The sequence below is a fragment of the Natronospirillum sp. genome, from assembly GCF_022565775.1.
Lineage (GTDB): Bacteria > Pseudomonadota > Gammaproteobacteria > Pseudomonadales > Natronospirillaceae > Natronospirillum.
The window spans coordinates 1-22,422 of record NZ_JAIUMC010000050.1 but is presented as its reverse complement, the minus strand read 5'-3'; the positions used below and the strand labels follow the sequence as shown (position 1 = coordinate 22,422).

The window sequence follows — 22,422 nt, the reverse complement described above, 5'->3', positions numbered from 1 at the left end:
TTACCGACCGCGCCACCTTTGATCAGGCCATGCTGGATGTTCTCGAGCGCTGGCGGCCAGACCTGATCGTGCTGGCCGGCTTCATGCGGATCCTGACAGAAGACTTTGTCAGCCACTATCAGGGACGCATGCTCAACATTCATCCGTCTCTGCTGCCCCGCTACCCGGGGCTCAATACCCATGCTCGCGCCATTTCAGCCGGCGATACTGAACACGGTTGTACCGTGCACTTTGTCACCAGCGAACTCGACGGCGGCCCACCGGCTCTGCAGGCCCGGGTGCCGGTAAAACCCGACGATACGCCAGAACAACTGGCGCAGCGGGTGCAACGTAAAGAACATCAAATTTATCCAGCCGCAGTCGAGTGGTTTGCACAGGGTCGCTTGACAATGCAGGGCCCCAACGCCTATATGGATGACAACCGGATCAGCGAAACAGGATTGGATTGGGATGCCTGCAGCTCTCTTTAAGCGACGCTTCTGGGGTACGGTTTTGACGGCACTGCTTCTGACGTCGGTGTTCAGCCTGCCTGTTGTAGCCTATGAACCGGAGCCGTTTGAACTGGAGCTTGAAGGCTTCTTCTATCGCGGACTGGCGGTCAGAGTTATCGGCACCCAGACACTGGAACAGCGCAGTGACGGCAGTTGGCGCATGGAGGTGACCGCGCGTGGTCCCTTTATCCGCATGGAAGAGCGGTCAGACTTCCGCTGGGAAGGCGATACGCTCGTTCCTCTGGGTTATCGTTACAGCCTGCGGGCACCGTTTGAGCGCGAAGAAAGGCGCGTGCGCTTCCAGCCGGAAAACAACCGCATCAGGGCCGAAGTCAATGACCGGCGCACCGATCATGACTATGACCCGGACTGGTACGACCCGCTCAGCTATACCCTCTTGCTCGCGCGCGATATGGACCGGGGCCTGAATGGCTCGGAGTTCATGGTGGTGGACCGGCACAATGCGCGCCAGTACATCTTCGAGCAGATAGAGCACCGGCGGGCCCCGGATGGTGCAGTCGTGATTGCGCAGCAGGAGCCGGACCGGGGTGATACCTTTATTCTGTTCGATCGCGCATCCATGCTGCCGTCCCACCTGCTGCGCTGGCGTGACGGCAGTATCGAATATCAGATCAGGACATTGTCCGGCGAGAAAAACGGCACTTCCCATGACAACTTCCCGCACTGGCCCAATCCGCGACGGAATGCACCCTGAACGCCACTACAAAGTAACTGTATAGCGCCGCGTCGGGTCTCCCTGCTCAAAAGCCGATATGTTGGTCAGCGTCACACTGGCAATGGCGTCCAGCGCTTCCCGGGTGAAAAACGCCTGGTGTCCGGTAATGATGACATTGGGGAAAGTCAGGAGGCGGGCAAACACATCATCCTGCAATACATGATTGGAGAAGTCCTCAAAGAACAGATCTGCCTCTTCTTCGTAGACGTCCAGGCCCAGATAGCCGATATCACCGCGCTTGAGCCCGTCGATTACGGCCCGCGTGTCCACCAGAGCCCCACGACTTGTATTGATCAGCATGACCCCCCTCTTCATTTGTGCAATGGCCGCGTCGTCAACAATATGGTGCGTCGCTTCCATTAGCGGACAATGCAGGGAAATCACATCCGACTCGGCCCATAGACGCTCCAGTGAGACATATTCGGCACCCATATCCGTTACATCCGGATTGACGCGCGGGTCATAGGCCAACACCCTGCAACCAAAGCCGACCATCAGACGCGCAAAGGTGGCGCCGATCTTGCCGGTGCCCACCACGCCGACTGTCTTGCCATACAGGTCAAACCCGAGCAGGCCATCAAGAGAGTAGTCATGTTCGCGCACCCGGTTGAAGGCGCGATGGATATTCCGGTTGAGGTCCAGAATCAGGGCCACAGCGTGCTCGGCCACGGCATGGGGTGAGTACTCGGGCACTCGAACCACTTCAATACCCAGACGACCTGCCGCCACCAGATCAACATTGTTGAAGCCGGCACAGCGCATGGCGACCAGACGAACGCCCATCTGCGCCAGCAATTCCAGTACCGGCGCATCCAGAATGTCATTGACGAAACAGCACACAGCATCATGGCCGCTGGCCAGTGGCGCCGTTTTTACATTCAGCCTCGGCTCGAAAAAAGTCAGTTCATGATCATGTTCTCGGTTGAAGTCTCGCAGGTGAGTCTCGTCATAGCGTTTGGCACTGAAGACTGCCACTTTCATTGTTTCCGATCCTTTGTTTGGATTGCCTGCCTTCCAGCATAGAGCAACGCCTCATTTTTGACAGTGATATGGATCAAATCAGAGAATTTGATATGTGTTCGAAAATGCCTAAGGGGCAACAATGGACCTCTGATAGTGCGTCTTTAGTGAGCGGGAATTGACGATGCGATTACCAAGATAGCTTGTCGGACAGGAATCCGTTAAATCGGGTACAACATCAGAATAACGGAAGTCCAGCTATGAGTGTTGCCCTGGTTATTGATGCCTCCTGCGATCTGCCGCTGAGCCTGATCAACGAACATGACATCTCTGTTTTACCAGTGTCCATTTTTACCAATGGGCGGGAACTGCTGGACTGGCGACATCCGGATACCACGCTGTCCTACTATCAGGAACATCTGGTCGACAAGGGCAACGAAGTCACAACCCAGCCCGTCACTACCGAGGAAGCCATTCGGTTGCTCAGCGAAGGCCCGCTGCGCAAGGCAGACTATGTGCTGGTGCAAACCACCAGCCGCACACGATCGGAAACTTTTGATCGACTCACCGAAGCCGCTTACGAACTCAATGTCCGCCTCAAACGCGAGCAACCTCAGCGCACAGTTCGTGTGATGGACAGCCATGCCCTGTTTGCCGGACAGGGGTTGATTGCCGCACATACCCAGGCCCTGATCAGAAAGGGGCTCGAAGGCAGTCAGTTGCGTCGGGCTGCGGCCGTGGTGGCGGACCACACCCATACACTGGTCATTCCGCCCGATCTTTACTACATCCGCGAACGGGCTCGGCAGCGGGGAGAAACCAGTATCACTTTGGTTCGGGCCCTCCTTGGTCGAACGCTGGGTATCACACCAATCGTTTGCGGGTACCGGGACAATCACTTTCCAGCCGCCAAATTCAAGGGATTTGCCGCTGCGGTGGAAGGGGCCGCTGCCCAAATACTGAAGCAGGTCGACAAGAAGGCGCTGCGCTCACCCTATGTATCGATAAGCTATGCCGGCGACCTGACAGAGCTGACCCAATTCGAAGGCGTCGGACACCTGCGCGAGCGGCACCAGGCCGGTGATATTCGGCTGATCATCAGCACCATGGGGCTGGCCGGCGCCACCTACCTTGGCCCGGGTGCCATGTCGATGGGCGTTGCCTGTGACGAGAATGAGTGGTCACACCCAGATTGATAGTGAAACGGTAACACTGGCAATACTCGCCTGCCCTCTTTATCCTTGGGCAGGTGAACCTTTCATGGAACGAAGCAAGGCAGGTCGTTTACCCGATCCCGGTCTCTATCAACGCGCTCCGGTCTGTCCAGGCAGGCACGGGTGCCAGTGAGAAGGTTCAGCAACGCTATGATCATGCCGATAACGAACAGGATGCTTCATGTCTTTACCTCTGCGTGCGTTCCGACTTCGTCTCTCCTTTGCTCTTCCGGTTGCACTGCTTGTGTCGGCGCCTGCCGCAACAGCGGAGGATATTGGCTTTCAGCGTCACTATGATCGAAACGAATTCGCTCTGACGGCCCCTGGGGCTCAGAAATTCGGTCTCTATGGCTATGACAACCCGGCACAACTGCATTACTTGCAAGCTCCTGACCTGACGCTGTCATGGACCGCCGACGAATTTGCGGATGACGACCAGCGCTTCAACGTCAACCTTGCGGCTCCGGGTATCGGTTTCGCATTTGATCGCGATCGGCGCACGGGCAGCCGGGTCGACCACTACCATATCTCCGTAGGTGGTGGATCGGATGAAGCCGCCAGCGGCCTGGGCATTGGCTGGTACAGAGGCGATACTGGCACTGCGGATCTGCGCACTCACTTCACACTGGGTACCATCACCCGGCCATCCAGACAGTTTTCCGTCGGAGTTACCGGCCGCGTGTCCACCGGATTTGATTATTATGAGGCTGTGGCGGATGCTGCCTGGCGGCCTTTTGGCACGCCCACTCTGGCTCTTTTCGGTGACTATGTATGGGGCGATGCCGACAGCCGCCTTGCCGGCGACTGGTCTGGCGGGGTCAGCTCCGAATTCCTTCCCGGGGTGCAGGTGGCCGGTCGTTACTTCGACGGCGGCACCATAACGGCCGGGGTTCAGTTCAGCTTTGGCAATTCCGGCGTGTCCTACCAGCGGCATGTGCCTGACTCGGCTGATGACTACAACAGCTATGCCGTGCGCCTGGGCGCCCGGGAGCGCAATGTTTTCGACGAGTATTTCACTTCACACAATCGCTACCTCAATCTGGATCTGGACGATCGCATCGCCTATCAGCGCTTCGCGCTGTTCGATCGGCGCAAGGCGCTGTATGACAAGCTAGAATATATAGATGCGGCGCGCCAGGATGACAGTATCAATGGCATCCTGGTCAACGCCACCAACATGACCGCCTCGCCCAGCATGGCCTGGGAAATCATGGATTCATTGCAGAGGTTCCGTGAAGAAGGCAAGCGTGTCGTTCTGTATATTGAAAATGGCGGCATGACTGAACTGCACATGATGTCCGCCGCCGATTATGTGGTTATGGACCCTGCGGGCACCCTTTTCATCCCCGGGCTGGTCTCCGGCTCAACCTATCTCGGAGACCTGCTGGCCTTTCTGGGCATTGGCATCGATGAAATCCGCGAGATGGAATACAAGTCGGCGCTCGAAAGCCTGGCCCGCAGCGACATGTCTGACGCCGACCGCGAACAGCGACAGTCACTGATCGATGATTTCTACGAGCGCATCCGGGCAGATGTCGTGGCCAATCGCGATATCACCACAGATGACTTCGATCGACTGATCGATCGCGGTGTCCACCTGGCGCCGAGGGATCTTGTAGAGGCCGGGCTGGTGGACCGCCTGACCCGCTATCCGCGCATGGACAATGTGTTGCGTGAACTGGAGCGACGGCCACAGCAGCGCACCTCACCTGCCGGTCTGATGACATTCCAGACACCACAGGATGATCAATGGGGTCCGCGTCCGGCCATCAGCGTGATCTATGCCACCGGACCCACAGATACCGACCGAGGCATGCGGGCGCGCACAGTAGCCAGAGCTTTGCGTCAGGCGCGCAATGACAGCTCGGTAGCCGCAGTGGTTCTGCGCGTTGATTCTCCCGGCGGTGGCATCCTGGCCGCCGACATGGTGGCCGAAGAAGTGCGTCGCACCAGAGACATCAAACCGGTGATTGTGTCTATGGGCAACTACGCCACCTCGGGTGGCTACTGGGTGGCCGCCTATGCGACCGACATTCTGGCCACACCCTTGACCACCACCGGCAGCATCGGTGTGATCAGCGCCAGGCTATGGGACGACGGCCTGAGTGAACGGCTCAATTTGCGTTCCGATGCAGTACAGCGCGGCGCCTCGGCAGACATAGGTTTCGGGGTGACCGTCCCTCTGATCGGCCTGTCATTGCCTGCCCGGCCCTACACCGAGGTAGAAAGAGAGGCCGCCGTGGATCGTTTGAATCAGCACTATGAACACTTTATCGCTCTGGTGGCCGATGGCCGGGACATGTCTCGCGATGAGGTCCGCGCCGTCGCGGGGGGACGCATTCACAGCGGCGGGCAAGCACTGGAACTGGGGCTCGTTGACGGCATGGGCAGCCTCTGGGATGCCATTGAACTGGCCAAAGCCCGGGCCGGCATCGAGCCGGGCAGAAAGTTCGAAGTGCGCCAGGGGCCCAACATGCAAGTTTCCTCGCTGATGGACCTGCTGGAACTGGTGGGTGAGGACGAACCGATGATCATGCCCTTCCAGGGACGGGACAGCTATGCCGAATACTTCGAGCATCTGATCGAACATCGCGGCCAGCCGCAGGTGATTATTCCTTATCGGTTGTTGGAGCAGGAATAGAAGTAGACAGATGACAGTCGACAGTAGCGGTAGACAGATGACAGTCGACAGAAGACAGTTTTACTGTGGCAACGAGCGCTCTGTGGATGATTCATGCAGGATGCTGATCACCCCCTGCTGACGCAGATCTTTCAATGGCCATAGAACTGCTTTTCACTGTCTACTGTCGACTTTTGACTGTCTACTAACATAGATTGATCCACTGCTCAATCGCCCTGCTGCGGAACTTGTTGCGGTGCAGTACCAGATAGAACTGCCGATCCATCGGGCGGTGATTCACTGGCAGGGGAACCAGACTGCCGCGGGCGAAGGCTTCGCGCAAGGTGAGCATGGAGAGGCACCCCAGCCCCAAGCCGGCCTCAACCGCGCGCTTGATGGCTTCGGTGTGCTGCAGTTCCAGGGGCGGTTCGAACCGTGCCAGCAGCCCGTGCATGGCCCGGTCAAACGCCTGCCGGGTACCGGAGCCGGATTCGCGCAGTATCCAGCGTGCCCTGACCAGATCCTCATCGGTCAGCCAGGGTCGACCTGCCCAGGGGTGATCGGGCGCGCAGATAATCACCAGTTCGTCATTCTTCCAGGGAATCAGCTCCAGGTCGGGATGGTTTACTTCGCCCTCGATCATCCCGATATCCAGTTCGAAGTTGGCCACCTTGTCCACGACCTGCGAGGTGTTGGCCACTTCCAGGCCGATGCGCGCGTTCGGATGCTCGCTTCGGTACTGCGTGAGAATGCCGACCGCCAGATAGTTGCCGATGGTCAGCGTCGCTCCGACCTTTAGCTCGCCCAGATCCGTCTGCTGCAGCAGGTCCTGCTCCAGATCCTCGGCCTGATCCAGCAGCGCCTCGGCGCGCGGTCGAATGGCCCGCCCCAGGTCATTGAGCACCAGCCGCTTGCCCACGCGATCGAAGAGCAGAATGCCATACTGACGCTCCAGCTCCTTCAGGGCATTGCTGGCCGCCGATTGCGACAGGTTGAGACGCTCTGCTGCCTGACTGATCTTGCCGGTGCGGGCGGTTTCCAGAAAGACGGCCAGTTGGCGCAGGGTAAATCGTATATTCATAAAATCGATATCAAATATAGGAAGAAGTCGTTTTTCCTATATTAAGAAAATGACTATCATTGCGTCAATTCAAAATCAAACCGCATAAGCAGGAGATGTTCAGCCCATGGCCACACTGGAGAAAGAGCGCGTTCTGGACGTTCATCACTGGAACGACAGCCTGTTCAGCTTCAAGACGACCCGTGATCCCGGGTTCCGTTTCAAGAACGGCCATTTCACCATGCTGGGCCTTGAAGTGGATGGCAAACCCCTGATGCGTGCCTACAGTATCGCCAGTGCGAATTATGAAGAAGAGCTGGAATTCTTCAGCATCAAGGTGCCCGATGGGCCGCTGACCTCGCGCCTGCAGAAAATCGAACCGGGTGACGAAATCCTGATCAGCCGCAAGCCGACTGGCACACTGATCACTGACGACCTGCTGCCGGGCAAGAACCTCTACATGCTGGCCACCGGCACGGGCCTGGCGCCCTTCATGAGCATCATCAAGGACCCGGAAGTCTATGAACAGTATGAGCGGGTTATTCTGGTCCATGGTGTGCGTCATGTGAATGAACTGGCCTATCAGAAGGAAATTCGGGAAGATCTGCCGAACAACGAGTTTTTCGGCGACATGATCGGCGACAAGCTGCTCTACTACCCGACTGTAACTCGTGAGCCCTATGAGAATCAGGGGCGTATCACAGACCTGATGACATCAGGTCGCTTGTTTGATGATCTGGGCATCCCCGAGCCGACCAAAGAAGATGATCGGTTCATGATCTGCGGCAGCCCGGCCATGCTGAAGGACACCACCGGCATCCTGAAAGACTGGGGATTCAAGGAAACACGGCACGGCAACCTGGGAGAGTTCGTGATCGAACGCGCCTTTGTCGGCTAAGCATCGGCAGATGTAAAAAACCCGGCTTGCAGCCGGGTTTTTTGTTTCAAGATGTCGGGAGACATCATTTGTTCAGATAGGCACTGTACATCCAGACCAGCTTCTCCTGCTCGCGAATGTAGTCACTCATCAGTGCAGAGGTGCCTTCATCTTCCGCGTCTCCAGCAGTACCCATTACCTCCCTCTGCTTCTTGATCACCGTCTTGAAAGCCTCGAGGATCTGGCTGACCGCCTCTGCGCCATCGCTGACATGCTTCTGCTCCGGGATGGCCGCACCGTTCAGGTAGGCGGAATAGGTGTGCTCGGGCTGCTCGCCCAGCGTGAGAATGCGCTCTGCAATCTCGTCGATCTTGGTCAGCAGGTCGACATACAACTCTTCGAACTTAACATGCAGCTCAAAGAAGTCCTTGCCCCTGATATTCCAGTGGTAGCCGCGTGTGTTCATGTAAAACACCTGATAGTTGGCCAGCAGGTCATTCAACCCTGTCGCCACTGCTTTGGCCTGATTGGTTTCAATACCGATAGCGTTGGTGCTCATGACGAAGCCTCCTTGTCAGCTTCTGCGAACATGTGATTATCAGTTTAGGCGACTTCTGCCATTGCCTCAATGCATTATACTCTACCAAAACAATTGCTTTTAACTATTGAAAGAACCACCTGAATTGCGGCAGGACATGGGTCAATGCGATCAGATCTACCCGTAAGTCTTTTGTAAGTGGTAGCTGATATGCTGAAATGGTCAGTATCGGGCGTCGGCCCGGCGTCCGAACTGCGCTTTCATGCACGACAGACGGAGGCTCTCTCCATGACGAATACAAAACAATACTTTACCGCTGGCCTGCTGACCTTTCTGGTCACACTGGCAGGCTGCAACGATGACAACGGCAATGGCGGCGACAGTTCTGATAGCAGCTATAGCGGCTCCACTGAGGCCGCTACCGTGGATCAGGACAATGGTGAAGCCATCGCTCGGGGCACGGTCACCGCCGCGCAACGCGCCATCGGCACCGACTCAGCGCAGGATGCCGCCCCGTTTACGCCCAACAGTCATGACATGACCACCTCGACCAATGTGATGGAAGACATCCTGAACCATACCGGATTACTGCCAGAGGATGCAGACTTCTCGGCCAGGTCCGGTCAGGACGCCATCTGTGATGCAGGGGGGTCAGTCGACTTCGATACCTCGCAGAGCCCGGGAGGCAATGACCCGGAAGGCGAGATGACCATTACCTATGACAACTGCAGCATCAATACACCCGATGGCGTAGCGAATATTGATGGTGTCATCGATTTCGAATGGACAGAGACCGACTGGGCCTTCCGGTACAATGTAACCTACTCCTACCGGGGTGAGACCTACAATCTGAACAGCACTTTCAGTTGTTCGGACATAGGCACAGCCGATCTCTCCTGCAATCTCAGTGAAACCTACAGTGACAATGGCACTGAATATCAGATTACCGACAGTTTCGTGGTCGAGAATACCAATGGTGACTACGATGTAGACGCCAAGCTTTACCACGAAGAGCACGGCTATGTGACCTTTGAATCAACCGGTCTGCAGCTGTGTTCCGGGGGCGGATTCAGCCACGGCACGGTGGAAGTCACCGACAGTTCGGACGATGTGGTATTGACGCTGGAATTCAATCAGGACTGCGAGACCATGGTCGCCACCTATGACGATGGCACCACGGAAACCATCACCTATTGATGACATAAGGCGCTGTTGACGACCAGCGTCAACAGCGCCTCTGCATTACCCTGAATAGTTCAGGGCTCGAGCCGAATCAGTCGGCCATCAGACTCGTCTGTCAGCAACCACAGGGTACCATCCGGCCCATCACGCACATCGCGAATGCGGGCAAAGTCCAGCAACAGGTCCTCCTGCTCTACCAGATCCGTGCCGTCGAAGCGCAGGCGCTGGACGCGCTGGCCTGCAAGCGCTCCGACAAACAAGTCGCCCCGCCAATTCGGGAACTGGTCACCCGTATAAAAGGCCTTTCCCGAAGGGGCAATGGAGGGCGTCCAGTCCAGAATGAAATCTTCCATATCCGGGTGCGACGTTTCCCCGGTGATGGTCGACCCGTCGTAGTTGGTGCCGGTGGTGACCTCTGGCCAGCCGTAATTGAGGCCACCGCGGATGACATTGATCTCGTCACCACCGCGTGGACCATGCTCATTCTGCCAGACTTCTCCGGTCTCGGGATGAATCGCCATGCCTTGGGCATTGCGGTTGCCCCAGGTGTAGATCTCGTCCAGACCACTGTCATCACCGACAAAGGGGTTGTCGTCGGGCACAGAGCCGTCATCATGCAGCCGCACCGTAGTACCGGCATGGCCCATTGTGTCCTGGGCCGACTCCATGACACCGCGATCGCCGATGGTCAGGTACAGATAGCCATCTCCATCAAACACGATTCGCGAGCCGAAATGACGCCCACCTGACATGCCCGGCTCACCGGCAAACAGCACTTCAACGTTGCTCAACTCGCCATCGCTGTATTGACCCCGGGCTACATGGGTATGCAAACCACCGCCGGACACTTCGGCGGAGTAGCTCATGTACAGCCAGCCGTTGTCCTCGAAGTCGGGATGCAGGGCAAGATCAAGCAAACCGCCCTGTCCCTGAGCGCTGATGTCCGGCAGGCCGCTGACTTCTGCGTACTTGTTTCCGTCCCGAATCACCTGCAATCGCCCCGGGCGCTCAGTGACCAGGATATCCCCGGAGGGCAGAAAGGCCATACTCCAGGGGTGCTCAAGGCCATCCACCACCACATCCAGACTGAAATCATGATGCTCGCTGCTGTAAGTCTCTGCCTGCACTGCCCCTTGCAGGGCCACAAGCGCTGTCAGGCCTGCAAGTCCGGGGCGGATCAGGCGACCCAAGCCTTTGTGTTGAATGTAATTCACGCTTTGCTCCTTTACAGACCCGAACAGTCTTTCAGTGTAGAAGGCAGGGTCAGTGCTCACAAACCTCACACCCGCCCACACTGGAAAGGAAGCGCAAAGACGAGCGCTGATTTTCTCAGACACAAAAAAACCATCGCCAGCCGAAGCTGACGATGGCTTTGATTACTGCAGGGTCCGGTCAGGCCGGATCAGGCAGCCAGTTCTTTCTTGGCGCGCTCGGCCAATGCCGTGAACGCCGGCTTTTCAAACACGGCGATGTCGGCCAGTACCTTGCGGTCGATCTCAACATTGGCCTTTTTAAGGCCCGCGATGAAGCGGCTGTAGGACAGGCCATTCTGACGCGCTTCGGCGTTGATACGGGCAATCCACAGCGCACGGAACTGACGCTTGCGCTGACGACGGTCACGGTAAGCATACTGACCGGCCTTGATGACCGCCTGCTTGGCAACACGGAAGACACGGCTGCGGGCGCCGTAGTAGCCCTTGGCCTGATCAAGAATTTTCTTGTGGCGACGGTGTGCGGTCACACCACGTTTTACGCGAGGCATATTTCAAGTCCTGTTCAAAAGAGAATGGGAAAAACAATCAGATATAGGGCAGCATCCGACGGACCAGTGCTACGTCCGACTTGTCGACCATCTGCATGTTGCGCAGCTGACGCTTACGCTTCTGCGGTTTTTTGGTCAGGATGTGGCTGCGAAATGACTGCTTGTGCTTGAAGCCGTTCGCGGTTTTCTTGAAGCGCTTGGCAGCGCCGGAAACACTCTTCATTTTAGGCATTGTAAGCTCCTGATAAGGATAAAACCGTTTCGCTCCTGGCTGACCTCGTTGTTCGGTCAACGTATGGGCTGGCGGTTGCCTGGTTTAAACAAGGCAGTGCGGTATGCACGCCCCTACTTCTTCTTGACGGGTGCCAGCACCATGATCATCTGGCGGCCTTCCATTTTGGGCCGCTGTTCCACCGTGCCGTACTCTTCAAGATCTGCTTCCACCCTCTGCATCAGTTGCATGCCGAGATCCTGGTGGGCCATTTCACGACCGCGAAAACGCAGCGATACCTTGGCCTTGTCACCCTGCTCCAGAAAGCGGATAAGATTGCGTAACTTGATCTTGTAGTCGCCGTCGTCCGTGTTGGGACGAAATTTCATTTCCTTGATCTGGGTCTGCTTCTGCTTTTTCTTGGCAGCAGCACGGGCCTTCTTTTCTTCAAAGACCTTTTTGCCGTAATCCATGATCTTGCAGACTACCGGGTCGGAATCAGCAATCTGGACCAGATCCAGACCTGCGTCTTCCGCCTTTTGGCGAGCCGTGGCGATATCGACGATACCGACCTGCTCACCTTCCTGATCAATCAGTCGGCATTCAGTGGCCTCAATCTGATCATTGACCGGATTGCGTTTGCCCTTGCGACCTTTGGCGTTCTTGATAGCGCTCTCTCCGTTACTGTTTTCGACCCAGCAGATCAGCCTCGGCGTGCAGACGGTCAATAAAGGCCTGCAACGGCATCGCGCCCAGGTCTTCTCCTGACCGGGTACGCACGGCTACCTGCTGCGATTCCACTTCTTTGTCGCCCACGACGACCACATAGGGAATCTTCTGTAAAGTGTGCTCGCGGATTTTAAAGCCGATCTTCTCGTTTCTCAAGTCCGCGGTGGCGCGGAATCCCGCCATTCGAAGGGATTGGCGCACTGATTTGACATAGTCTGCCTGACTGTCCGTGATATTGCACACCATGACTTGCTCTGGCGCCAGCCATACAGGCATGGCGCCGGCGTATTCCTCGATCAGAATACCGATAAAGCGCTCCAGCGAACCCAGAATGGCACGGTGGATCATCACCGGCTCCTTGCGCGAGCCATCTTCCGCCACATACTGGGCACCCAGGCGTCCCGGCATGGAAAAATCGAGCTGAATAGTACCACACTGCCAGGCTCGGCCCAGCGAATCATACAGCGTGAACTCGATTTTGGGGCCGTAGAAGGCGCCTTCGCCAGGCTGGTAATCGAATTTCAACCGGTTTTTGTCCAGCGCATCAGCCAGAGCCTGCTCCGACTTGTCCCAGACCTCATCACTGCCAATGCGCTTTTCCGGCCGTGTGGACAGCTTGATGTCGATGCTATCGTCTTCAAAGCCGAAATCCCGATAGACGTCATAGACCATCTGAATGCAGGCTGTAACCTCTTCCATAATCTGGTCTTCGGTACAGAAGACATGCGCGTCGTCCTGCGTGAACGAACGAACGCGCATCAGGCCGTGCAGGGCCCCTGAGGCTTCGTTGCGATGCACGATGCCGAACTCGGCCATGCGATACGGCAGGTCGCGATAGCTCTTCAGCCCCTGATTGAAAATCTGCAGATGACCCGGGCAGTTCATCGGCTTGACGGCATAAGTCCGCTTTTCGGATTCGGTGGCAAAGATATTGTCCTGGTACTTGTCCCAGTGTCCGGACTTCTCCCACATGGAGACGTCCATGATCATGGGTGCCTTGACCTCTTCATAGCCATACTCGATCAGTTTGCCACGCATGTAGGACTCGACGACCTGATACATGGTCCAGCCCTTCTGGTGCCAAAACACCATGCCCGGCGCTTCTTCCTGCCAGTGGAACAGGTCGAGCTGCTTGCCCAGCTTGCGGTGATCCCGTTTCTCAGCTTCTTCCAGGCGCTTCAGATAGGCCTTGAGCTGTTTCTTGTCCGCCCAGGCTGTGCCATAGATGCGCTGCAACTGCGTGTTCTCGGCCTTGCCGCGCCAGTAGGCACCGGATATCCGCATCAGCTTGAAATGATGGCAGAAGCGCATGTTGGGCACGTGCGGCCCGCGACACATGTCGATGTATTCTTCGTGGTGGTAGAGGCCCGGCTGATCGCTCCGGTCTATGTCCTCTTCCAGAATTGTCTGCTTGTAGGGCTCACCCCGATCCTTGAAGGTGTCGTAGGCCTCCTGCCAGCTTACCTTGCGCTTGACCACGTCATAGTCGGTTTTGGCCAGCTCCAGCATGCGCTTTTCCAGCGCCTCGAGATCATCTTCGGACAGTTTCTCGTCCATCTCGATGTCGTAATAGAAGCCGTTGTCGATGACCGGGCCAATAGCCATCTTCGCATTCGGATACAGTTGCTTGATGGCATGCCCGAGCAGGTGCGCGCAGGAGTGTCGGATGATGTCCAGCCCGGCGTCGTCTCTGGGCGTAATGATGGCAACTTGTGCATCTTCGGTGATCAGGTCCACGGCGTCATGTTCAACACCATTGATGGTGCCGGCAAGGGTGGCCTTGGCCAGACCCGGGCCAATGTCCTGAGCGACTTCGAGAATGGAAACAGGCTTGTCGAACTGGCGCTGACTGCCGTCAGGCAGGGTAATAACTGGCATGCTAATGCTCCGGTTCAGTGGTGACCCATACCAGGGGCCACATGAGTTTCGGGCAGAAACGCCCGGTGATCTGCAAACAAAAAGGCTCGCCAGATGGCGAGCCTTTTCAAATCTGGTAGGAACGATTGGATTCGAACCAACGACCCCCACCATGTCAAGGTGGTGCTCTAACCAACTGAGCTACGTTCCTGCATCTGCCGCGCATTCTACTGAATGCACCGGTGCTGTCAACTACCGAAAGCACCTCAATTTCGCTAGCACCTTGATTTCACTGGTTTTCTGGGAAGGCCACGTTTTCGTCAGGTCAGGTCATCATACGGATGACGACCATCCAGACTGATGCTTTGCTGAAACTCGCTCAGACCCAGCTCATCCAATGAAAGACTGACGTCAGAATCATCCATGACCGATTCGCCGAACCGATAGATAATCGGCACACCTTCACGCACCGCACGCGCATCATAGTCTGCCTGTACCGCGGCGACGGCTTCATTGCGTGAACGATAGTCCGTCAGGGCCTGCTCGCCATGACGCCGGCCCAGCATGCTCAGGGTTTCCTGCGGTGACAGGAGGGCCGCGGTGCTGTTGTTGCCGCCAAACCCCTTGGAGTTGACCAGACAGGCCCGCATGGCCGCCGGATCACCCAGATCCAGGTGATCCTGCAATATGTTCAGATGGCTGTTGTGCACATCGGAAGCAATGTGATCTATGGTGGTGATACCCGGTATCACGCCCTCTGCCCAGACACCCAGCGTGGACATGATCTGGTCGCCGGCCGCAGGACCAAGGGAGTGGCCAACATAGGCTTTCACTGCCGTCACTGCCCAGTCTTGCAGGCCATGCAGGCCTGCAACTTCGTTGAGAATATGGGATTCGGTCACCCTGTTCTGCGGAGTACCGGTGCCATGCGCCTGGACAAAGGTCTGGTGCAAACCACCCTCACCCAGCAAGCTTTTGAGCAGGGCCGCCGTTTTGGCCATGGTGATATAGTTGCCCACACCCGGTGCCGAAATGGACTTCTTGTTGGCATCGGCATTGACGAATACATCCGGCACCGACCCATAAATAGTCGCACCCATGTCCAGCGCCAGTTGATCGTCCATCAGAATCAGAAACTGCGCTGACTCGGCAATGGTAAAGCCCGCATTGGTGGAAAATGGACGGCAAGCCCGACGATTATCGACCGTGTCCGAGCCGTCCAGCTTCTTCAGTTCCTCATCGGTGGCCAGCGCCCCCATCACGTTGAAGCCCTCCATGATGGCATGAACCACCGGCGCTTCAGTATTGCCGACAACCACCGCACGGGCCTTGCCCGCCTGAATGTCCATCACGCCCTGGCGCAGGTTGTACAAAAAGGTGGCACAGGCCCCGATATTGGTGCCGGTGCTGCCGACCGAGTTGATCATGTAGCCATTGATGAAATCGGCGGCCATTTCGGCAAAGCTGAGCGCCATCATCTTGGAACTGGTACGCCCGCCGGTCAGGCTATTCTGGTAAAGCCCGCCAAAGCCGGCCGCATCGGCTTGTCCCAGCGCACTGCCGGCATATACGGCAATTTCGTCAGGGCGTACATGACGCAGAATTTCCTGCCACTCGATACCCAGAGACTGTATGGCGTCTGAAGCCCCGTAGACGGCCTGTGACAAAGCTCGCGGGTGGTGCATGGAGCGATACAGCCGCGCAGCACTGAAGCCATTGGGTGACTGCCCGGCGCTGGTCACCGGGTAGGCGCTGTAGTCCGGAAAAAGTGCCGTGGTCACGCCACGGACATGAATGGAGACTGTCTTGCCTTCTTCGCGCACGATCTGCCAGTTGTCCGGCAGGGTCGATGGCAACTGGCTGCGCTTGGCTGTGAACTGAAAGCCACCCTGACCGGCATCAAGGTCCGCCCGGTTCTGGCCGAGCACGGCATCAACATCAAAATGGATCTTCTCGATGCGTCGAACCAAGGTGCCCTGACGCATCAGTTCAACCAGTTCCGGCGTCAGCCCGCCATGGGTATCAATGCCCATCATCTGAGCCAGACTCTCCCAGGTAGGTGCCATGGTACGCTCGGACAAGGCACTTTCGACCATGCGCCGGTAGCCATGGTGAAATGCACTGCGACCGGCCGCATTGACGCCGCCGAAACCAACGATGACGGGCAGAGCTGTCATTGATTCCTCATCCTGAATAGTAGAACCGAGAGCGCAGTCTAGTGCAGCCAGCGCGCAGAGGTATATAATGTTTTGGCCATAATACATAACATTTTTGCCAAATTGAGCCACACTGTTCACCATGAAGATTGGATTCGTCGCTCTCCCCAGAACACTGGCTACCGGCATTACCCTGCCCTGCGAGATGCTGCAGGCCGCCGCGCAACTGGCTCAGGCGCGAGGTTTTTCAGGCCCGACACCGGCTTTTCAGGTGCTCGCACAGGATGGTCTGGGCGAACAGGTCGCCGGTGGGCTGCACCTGCGTGCTCAGGGTCACTGGACCGAACTGCTGGCCTGTGATCATATCTTTGTGCCACCCCTCTGGGGTAACCCTCTGCCCATGCTGCGCCGCTTTCCGGACCTTGTCGCCAACCTGGCTCAGGCGGCCCGCCGGGACATTCCGATAGTGGCTACCGGTACTGGCGTCTGCCTGCTGGCCGAAAGCGGCACTCTGGATCAGCGCGTGGCCACTACCCACTGGTACTACTTTTCACGCTTTACCCAGCGCTATCCTCAGGTGCTGCTGCGACCGCGTCAGAGCATTACCTGGGACCGCGATATCTTTTGCGCCGGCAGCGTCAACGCACTGACGGATCTGGTGCTCTATTTCATCCGCACTTGGTACGACGAAGACATCATGGGTGTCATAGAGCGCCACTTTTCGCATGAAGTCAGTCGCACCCTGAGTCAGCCCTACTATCGACTGGGCGGCCTGCAACACGATGACGAGGATATTGTCGCGGCACAGGCCTGGCTGCTGGACCGGCTGGACAAGCCCTTTTCCCTGCAGCAACTGGCCCAGGCCGTCGGGCTCAGCTCTCGCACCCTGTCGCGCCGCTTTGTGAACGCCACAGGCGAATCACCCAAGCAATACTGGCTACAGCTTCGTCTGCTGCGCGCCGAAGAGATGCTTCGTGAAACCAACCTGAGTGTGCAGGACATTGCCGAGTTGCTGGGCTTCAGTGACGCTTCCTACTTCATACGTCTGTTTCGTCAGCGCGCCGGTGTCACGCCCAATGATTACCGGCGGGTGAGCCGGGCAAAGCAGTTCAGCGTGCATGCGGGATGGCGAACCGTTTGATGCAGGTCATTACACCACCTGCCCAGGATGTCATAATGCCGGCTATGAACCTGATGCAATTCCTTACTGCCGGCATGCCGGTGCTCAGCGTGCTGCTGTTTCTGGTGATCCTGCGTTTGCCCGCGACCCGAGCCATGCCGCTGAGCCTTGCCCTGTCGACCGGCATGGCCCTGCTGATCTGGCAAATGCCAGCCCGGCAGGTCAGCGCGGCGGCACTCGAAGGTCTGGTGGTCGCTGCGACCATCATGTGGATCATCTTTGGCGCCATTGTGTTGCTCAATGTGCTGCGCGCTACCGGGGCGCTCGATACCATTCGCGCCGGTTTCAGCGGGGTTTCTGCCGACCGTCGTGTACAACTGATCATTATCGCCTGGCTGTTCGGTGCCTTTCTCGAAGGCGCTTCCGGATTTGGCACACCTGCCGCCATTGGTGCCCCGCTGCTGGTCGCACTGGGCTTCACGCCCCTGTCAGCTGTGGTACTGGCGCTGGTGGCCGACTCCAGTCCAGTGTCCTTCGGCGCGGTGGGTACGCCGGTTATCGTGGGCATCGGTCAGGGTCTGCCTGACGCCACGCCGGACCAGGTGCAGGCCATTGCCGTCCAGGCCATCAGCATCGACATTATTGTCGCTTCGCTGTTGCCGCTGATCATGTGCGTCATGCTGACCCGATTCTTTGCCACCGATGATAAATGGCGCTCCTGGCGTGCCGGCTTTGCCATCTGGCCCTTTGCCCTGATCTCCGGACTGGCTTTTACCGTCCCGGCCTGGCTGGTAGCGCGTTTTCTCGGTCCAGAATTCCCGTCTATCATCGGTGGCCTTTGCGGGCTTGCCATCATGACCCTGCTGGCCCACCGTGGCTGGCTGGTACCCCGGCAACCGTGGTACTTCTCTGATGCTGACCGCGACCGTACTCATGAATTGGCACCACCGGCAGAGCAAAGCCTCTCATTGGTGCGCGCCTGGATGCCGTATGTAGTAGTGGCCGGACTGCTGATTCTGACGCGGCTGACCATTCTGCCGCTGCAGGGTCTGCTCAGCGGTGCCACGCTGGAGTGGCGGCAAATATTGGGCACCGAGATTTCAGCCTCCATGGCACCTCTGTATCTGCCCGGAACCCTGTTCCTGCTGACGGCTGTTATTGCGGCCTGGATGCACACCCGATCCCTGCGGCCCTGGCTGGGTTCGGTGGCGACCACCGCTCGCTCACTGGGCCCCTCTGCCATTGCCCTCGCCACGGCAGTACCCATGGTGCGCATTTTCCTGCAATCCGATATCAATGCGGCGGGATTACAATCCATGCCGCTGGAACTGGCCACCCTGGCCGCCGGCACCTTTGCTGATCAGTGGCCCTGGGTGGCGCCCTTTGTCGGGGCCCTGGGGTCTTTCATCGCCGGCTCCGCCACCTTTTCCAACATGATGTTCGCCTCCTTCCAGCAGTCGGTTGCGGTACAGACCGGGTTGCCGGAGACGCTGATTCTGGCGCTGCAGTTGCTCGGCGCCAATGCCGGAAACATGATCTGTGTGGTGAATGTGGTCGCGGCGGCCAGTGTGGTAAACCTGGTCGGCCGCGAGGGCGACATCATCCGCTACACGCTGCTGCCCATGCTCTACTATGTGCTGGCCGCCGGTGCAGTGGCCACTCTGATCATATGGGGCAATTCCCTGACCGTTTTCTAAGGGGCATGAGCAGTTGGAGTTCGCTGCCGATCAGTAGCCGCGAGCCAGGTCTACCAGATTGCGCAACGGTTTTCCCGCCAGGTAGCGGTCAAGGTTGTCCCGAAAGATCGGCAGCACCCATTCAGGGCGACTCAGAGCAGCCACATGCGGGGTAACCGTCACCTGGGCATGTTCCCAGAATGGATGCCCGGCGGGCAGCGGCTCTTCGCGGAATACGTCCAGCACTGCACGCCGCGCAGGCTCTGCATCCAGGGCCGCGACCAGATCTTCATCCACCACCGTCTCGCCTCGACCAGTGTTGATGAATATCGCGTCGGGCGCCAGGCGCTGCAGAAATTCGGCATCGACACTGTTTTCTGTCTCTGGCGTGCGCGGCAAGGTGTTGACGACAACCCGATACCGACTCAGTTGCCCAGGCTCTGCCGGCCAGGCGGAGACATTGGAAAACCCGGGTGTCGGTGTGCCACTGCGACTCAGCCCGTCGACCTTCCGGAACCAGGGAGACAGTCGTCGTGCCACCACCTGGCCAATCGCACCGGTTCCCAGAATCAGACAATCGGTGTCACTGATGGAATCGTAATCCTGCCATTCCCAGGCCTTCTGCTTCTGATGCTCGTGAAACAGAGTGATCATGCGGGTGATATTCAACACGTGACCGAGCACATATTCGGCGATATGTGGCCCGGCAATGTCACGCGTGTTGGTCACCACCAGTTGCGGGTCGAACTCGTCGCGATGCGGCAACAGAGCATCAACTCCGGAATAGCTGGTGTGGAACCACTTGATATGGCGCAGCCTGGGCAACCAGTGTGCTCCCTCGGGCGTATCTCCGAACAATATCTCGGCCTGATGAACACGCTCTTCGAAATCCGGATCATCGTCAAACAGAATATCGGCAGGCCAATCAGTCTGTGCCTGCAGTACCTTTCGCCATTGCACGCGGCGATGACTGGTAACCGCCATCAACACTCTGCTCATTCATAGTCTCCTTTAGCTGGAAGAAGGCTGGATTTAGAAGTATCGTAACATCTATCAGCTGTGCCCGGGTTGCCCCGCATGTCCTATAGTAGTGTTGTTTTCACCCTGTTTCTGTTGGCTCTGGCGACTGTGCTGATTGTCTTGTGGTTGCGCTACCGCAGCCAGCAGACTGAATTGCACCAGTTTCGACATCTGGCAGACAGTGCACATGATCTGATCTGGATTATAGACACATCAGGTCGGTTCGTTTTTGTCAGCTCCTCGGTAGAGAGGATGCTGGGTTACCGTCCGGAAGACGTGATTGGTCAGCCCCTGGACATGATCGCCTCACACGGCTCCGCTACCGCGTCCTACCATGAAATCAGACACGTTCTGGTCACCAGAACACTGCGCTTCCCGCGCACCGAACTCAAATACATCCGGCGTGATGGCACTTCACTGTGGGTCGAAGTGATGATCAACCTGCGCCGGGATGCCTCGGGGCAGATAACAGGCTTCTACGGCATTGCGCGCGATATTGATGAACAGTATCGGCTGCGCCATGAGATGCACCATCTGGCCCATCATGACAACCTGACCAACCTGCCCAATCGCACCCTGTTTTTCGATCGATTGGAGTCTGCACTATCCCGGGCGCGCCGGCATGGCTGGCAGGTCGCCCTGCTGTATATGGATCTGGATCATTTCAAGCAGATCAACGATCAGCATGGTCATCAGGAAGGTGACCGGGTGCTGAAAGTGCTGGCCAGGCGCCTGGCGGAAAGTCTGCGCGAAGAAGACACGGTGGCGCGCATTGGTGGCGACGAGTTTTCAGTGATCATTGAGCATCTGCAGACACCGTCGGATCTCAACGGTGTCATTGAAAAGCTGCGCCAAAGTGTGCAGAAACCCATCGTGACGGATCATGGGCATTACAAACTGGATGTCAGTATCGGCAAGCGCATCATCGACCCGGAGCCACAGACTCATACCCAGATGCCGGCACCCGAAACCTTGCTCGCCGAAGCGGATCATGACATGTATCAGCAGAAAGCCGCCCGACGCCGTTCCGGGGAGCAGGCCTGATGACGGGCCGCCACCTCGCCAGGGCCAGACCCATGGTGGCCCTCACCGGTCGTCTGGTGCTGACGTTGTTGCTGCTCACGGCCTGCGGCAGTGTGGCCAGCCGGGATGACCGGCAACATGGCCTGGCCGGCAACTGGACGCTGCAATCGGTGCAACAGGGCAGCATGCGTTTCGAACTGGGCGAGGGTCGACCGGTTTTCAGCCTGCGGCTGCACTCTGACGGACGCGCGGACGGTCGAGTCGCCTGCAATCGCTGGCAAGGGCAGGCTCGCGTAAGCCAGTCTCTTTTGCGTCTCGAGCGTGCCCGCGCTGACCGGGCACGCTGCACCATTGAAGACCCACGCATCAGCGCTCTGGAGCGGCGCTATCTCGCCGTCCTGCAGGCCAACAGCTACTACCAGTTGGATGGCGACACCCTGCGCCTGCAAACCACACAGGCGGAACAATGGGTATTTCAGCGGGACTGATCAGGCGTCTTCACGCTCTACCGACGCTGCCGGCCGGGCCCAGCGCAAGGCGCCGGAAGCATCCTGCGGCACCACCGGATGCCGAGGCGGTACACACTCAGGCCTGACATAAGGCTGACCCGGTGCCGGCCTCTGGTCCGTGTCGCCCTTGTTGGGCCAGAGCGCCATGGCGCGCTCGGCCTGTGCGGTGATCGTCAGAGAGGGATTGACGCCCAGATTGGCCGATACGGCACTGCCATCAACCACATGCAGGTGCGGGTAGCCATGCACGCGATGGCAGGCGTCGATAACGCCCTGCTCCGGGGTTTCTCCAATCACTGCGCCACCCAGAATATGGGCGGTCATGGGGATATTGAACAGGTCTGCCCAGGAGCCCAGCGGCAGGCCGTCCATCTTTCGGGCCAGTCTGCGTACGGCGTCATGCCCGATCGGAATCCAGCTAGGATTAGGCTGGCCATGGCCCTGCTCGGTCGTCAGCCGACGCCCGAACAGCCCACGTTTAAGCCGGCAGCGCAGCGAATTGTCCAACGGCTGCATGACCAGAGCAATCACCGACTGCTCGGACCAGCGACGCAGTATCAGGTGGCGCAGATTTGCCCCGGGCTGGCGTACCCAGGCCCTCAGCCACCCCAGCCAGCGCGATCGGTCACCATCGGCCAGGGCGGTGGTCAGCAAGCCCATGAAATTGCTGCCTCGACCATA

The 22,422-nt window shown here is 57.8% G+C and carries 21 protein-coding genes and 1 tRNA gene; 10 read left to right on the top strand and 12 right to left on the bottom strand.

From position 1 onward, the window contains the following. Positions 1 to 470: phosphoribosylglycinamide formyltransferase (purN, locus tag LAT62_RS10500; RefSeq protein WP_293383111.1), on the top strand; the 470-nt coding region annotated here is incomplete at its 5' end. A 22-nt stretch (positions 471 to 492) separates the two neighbouring features. Further along, positions 493 to 1,206, top strand: a complete 714-nt coding sequence (locus LAT62_RS10495) for a DUF3108 domain-containing protein (protein WP_293383108.1) — start codon at positions 493 to 495, stop codon at positions 1,204 to 1,206. A 6-nt stretch (positions 1,207 to 1,212) separates the two neighbouring features. Here LAT62_RS10495 and LAT62_RS10490 read toward each other — a convergent pair whose 3' ends face one another. Beyond that, on the bottom strand, positions 1,213 to 2,208 hold the full coding sequence (locus LAT62_RS10490) for a 2-hydroxyacid dehydrogenase (protein WP_293383105.1): 996 nt from the start codon (positions 2,206 to 2,208) through the stop codon (positions 1,213 to 1,215). Positions 2,209 to 2,447: 239 nt separating this feature from the next. Here LAT62_RS10490 and LAT62_RS10485 point away from each other — a divergent pair, with 239 nt between their 5' ends. Both LAT62_RS10485 and LAT62_RS10480 read left to right on the top strand, forming a co-directional pair. Beyond that, a complete protein-coding gene (locus LAT62_RS10485; protein ID WP_293383102.1) occupies positions 2,448 to 3,383 on the top strand; it encodes a DegV family protein in 936 nt (311 codons plus the stop codon). Between the two features lie 199 nt (positions 3,384 to 3,582). After that, the gene (locus LAT62_RS10480) at positions 3,583 to 6,042 is read left to right on the top strand and encodes a S49 family peptidase (RefSeq protein ID WP_293383099.1); all 2,460 of its coding nucleotides are present in this window, start codon (positions 3,583 to 3,585) and stop codon (positions 6,040 to 6,042) included. A gap of 184 nt (positions 6,043 to 6,226) precedes the next feature. Here LAT62_RS10480 and LAT62_RS10475 read toward each other — a convergent pair whose 3' ends face one another. After that, complete coding sequence (locus tag LAT62_RS10475; RefSeq protein WP_293383118.1) at positions 6,227 to 7,096, bottom strand: LysR family transcriptional regulator; 870 nt, start codon at positions 7,094 to 7,096, stop codon at positions 6,227 to 6,229. A gap of 112 nt (positions 7,097 to 7,208) precedes the next feature. On the opposite strand from LAT62_RS10475, the gene LAT62_RS10470 reads away from it, so the two are divergent. Then, positions 7,209 to 7,979 (top strand): ferredoxin--NADP reductase, encoded by a 771-nt coding sequence (locus tag LAT62_RS10470; protein WP_293383096.1) that lies wholly within the window; start codon positions 7,209 to 7,211, stop codon positions 7,977 to 7,979. A 64-nt stretch (positions 7,980 to 8,043) separates the two neighbouring features. Here the strand turns inward: LAT62_RS10470 and LAT62_RS10465 are convergent, their stop codons facing one another. Next, positions 8,044 to 8,517, bottom strand: coding sequence for a Dps family protein (locus LAT62_RS10465; protein ID WP_293383093.1), 474 nt, complete (start codon positions 8,515 to 8,517; stop codon positions 8,044 to 8,046). Between the two features lie 267 nt (positions 8,518 to 8,784). On the opposite strand from LAT62_RS10465, the gene LAT62_RS10460 reads away from it, so the two are divergent. Continuing rightward, positions 8,785 to 9,693, top strand: coding sequence for a hypothetical protein (locus LAT62_RS10460; protein WP_293383090.1), 909 nt, complete (start codon positions 8,785 to 8,787; stop codon positions 9,691 to 9,693). Positions 9,694 to 9,752: 59 nt separating this feature from the next. Here LAT62_RS10460 and LAT62_RS10455 read toward each other — a convergent pair whose 3' ends face one another. From LAT62_RS10455 to LAT62_RS10425, 7 genes are all read right to left on the bottom strand, one after another. Then, entirely contained in the window at positions 9,753 to 10,892 is a 1,140-nt protein-coding gene (locus LAT62_RS10455; RefSeq protein ID WP_293383087.1) for a PQQ-dependent sugar dehydrogenase, read from the bottom strand. Positions 10,893 to 11,080: 188 nt separating this feature from the next. Further along, positions 11,081 to 11,440 carry a 50S ribosomal protein L20 gene (rplT, locus tag LAT62_RS10450; RefSeq protein ID WP_293383084.1) on the bottom strand — a complete coding sequence of 120 codons (360 nt, stop codon included), beginning with the start codon at positions 11,438 to 11,440 and terminating at the stop codon, positions 11,081 to 11,083. Positions 11,441 to 11,477: 37 nt separating this feature from the next. After that, a complete protein-coding gene (gene rpmI, locus LAT62_RS10445) occupies positions 11,478 to 11,672 on the bottom strand; it encodes a 50S ribosomal protein L35 (protein WP_135482159.1) in 195 nt (64 codons plus the stop codon). 113 nt (positions 11,673 to 11,785) lie between these two features. Beyond that, positions 11,786 to 12,319, bottom strand: a complete 534-nt coding sequence (gene infC / locus LAT62_RS10440; RefSeq protein ID WP_293383115.1) for a translation initiation factor IF-3 — start codon at positions 12,317 to 12,319, stop codon at positions 11,786 to 11,788. 13 nt (positions 12,320 to 12,332) lie between these two features. Beyond that, positions 12,333 to 14,258: a threonine--tRNA ligase gene (thrS, locus tag LAT62_RS10435; protein WP_293383076.1), complete on the bottom strand. Its 1,926-nt coding sequence runs from the start codon at positions 14,256 to 14,258 to the stop codon at positions 12,333 to 12,335. 113 nt (positions 14,259 to 14,371) lie between these two features. Beyond that, positions 14,372 to 14,448 (bottom strand) — tRNA-Val (locus LAT62_RS10430). Positions 14,449 to 14,557: 109 nt separating this feature from the next. After that, positions 14,558 to 16,414, bottom strand: coding sequence for a beta-ketoacyl synthase (locus LAT62_RS10425; protein ID WP_293383073.1), 1,857 nt, complete (start codon positions 16,412 to 16,414; stop codon positions 14,558 to 14,560). A 121-nt stretch (positions 16,415 to 16,535) separates the two neighbouring features. Between LAT62_RS10425 and LAT62_RS10420 the strand changes: the two genes are divergently transcribed. Continuing rightward, positions 16,536 to 17,534 (top strand): GlxA family transcriptional regulator, encoded by a 999-nt coding sequence (locus LAT62_RS10420; RefSeq protein ID WP_293383070.1) that lies wholly within the window; start codon positions 16,536 to 16,538, stop codon positions 17,532 to 17,534. Between the two features lie 35 nt (positions 17,535 to 17,569). Next, on the top strand, positions 17,570 to 19,210 hold the full coding sequence (locus LAT62_RS10415) for an L-lactate permease (RefSeq protein WP_293383067.1): 1,641 nt from the start codon (positions 17,570 to 17,572) through the stop codon (positions 19,208 to 19,210). Positions 19,211 to 19,240: 30 nt separating this feature from the next. Here the strand turns inward: LAT62_RS10415 and LAT62_RS10410 are convergent, their stop codons facing one another. Beyond that, positions 19,241 to 20,188, bottom strand: coding sequence for a D-2-hydroxyacid dehydrogenase (locus LAT62_RS10410; protein ID WP_293383065.1), 948 nt, complete (start codon positions 20,186 to 20,188; stop codon positions 19,241 to 19,243). Positions 20,189 to 20,266: 78 nt separating this feature from the next. On the opposite strand from LAT62_RS10410, the gene LAT62_RS10405 reads away from it, so the two are divergent. Next, a complete protein-coding gene (locus tag LAT62_RS10405) occupies positions 20,267 to 21,253 on the top strand; it encodes a sensor domain-containing diguanylate cyclase (RefSeq protein WP_293383063.1) in 987 nt (328 codons plus the stop codon). Continuing rightward, positions 21,253 to 21,720 (top strand): META domain-containing protein, encoded by a 468-nt coding sequence (locus LAT62_RS10400; protein ID WP_293383061.1) that lies wholly within the window; start codon positions 21,253 to 21,255, stop codon positions 21,718 to 21,720. The genes LAT62_RS10405 and LAT62_RS10400 overlap by 1 nt, the downstream gene beginning before the upstream one ends. On the opposite strand, the gene LAT62_RS10395 is transcribed toward LAT62_RS10400, so the two are convergent. Continuing rightward, positions 21,721 to 22,422: GMC oxidoreductase (locus tag LAT62_RS10395; RefSeq protein WP_293383059.1), on the bottom strand; the 702-nt coding region annotated here is incomplete at its 5' end.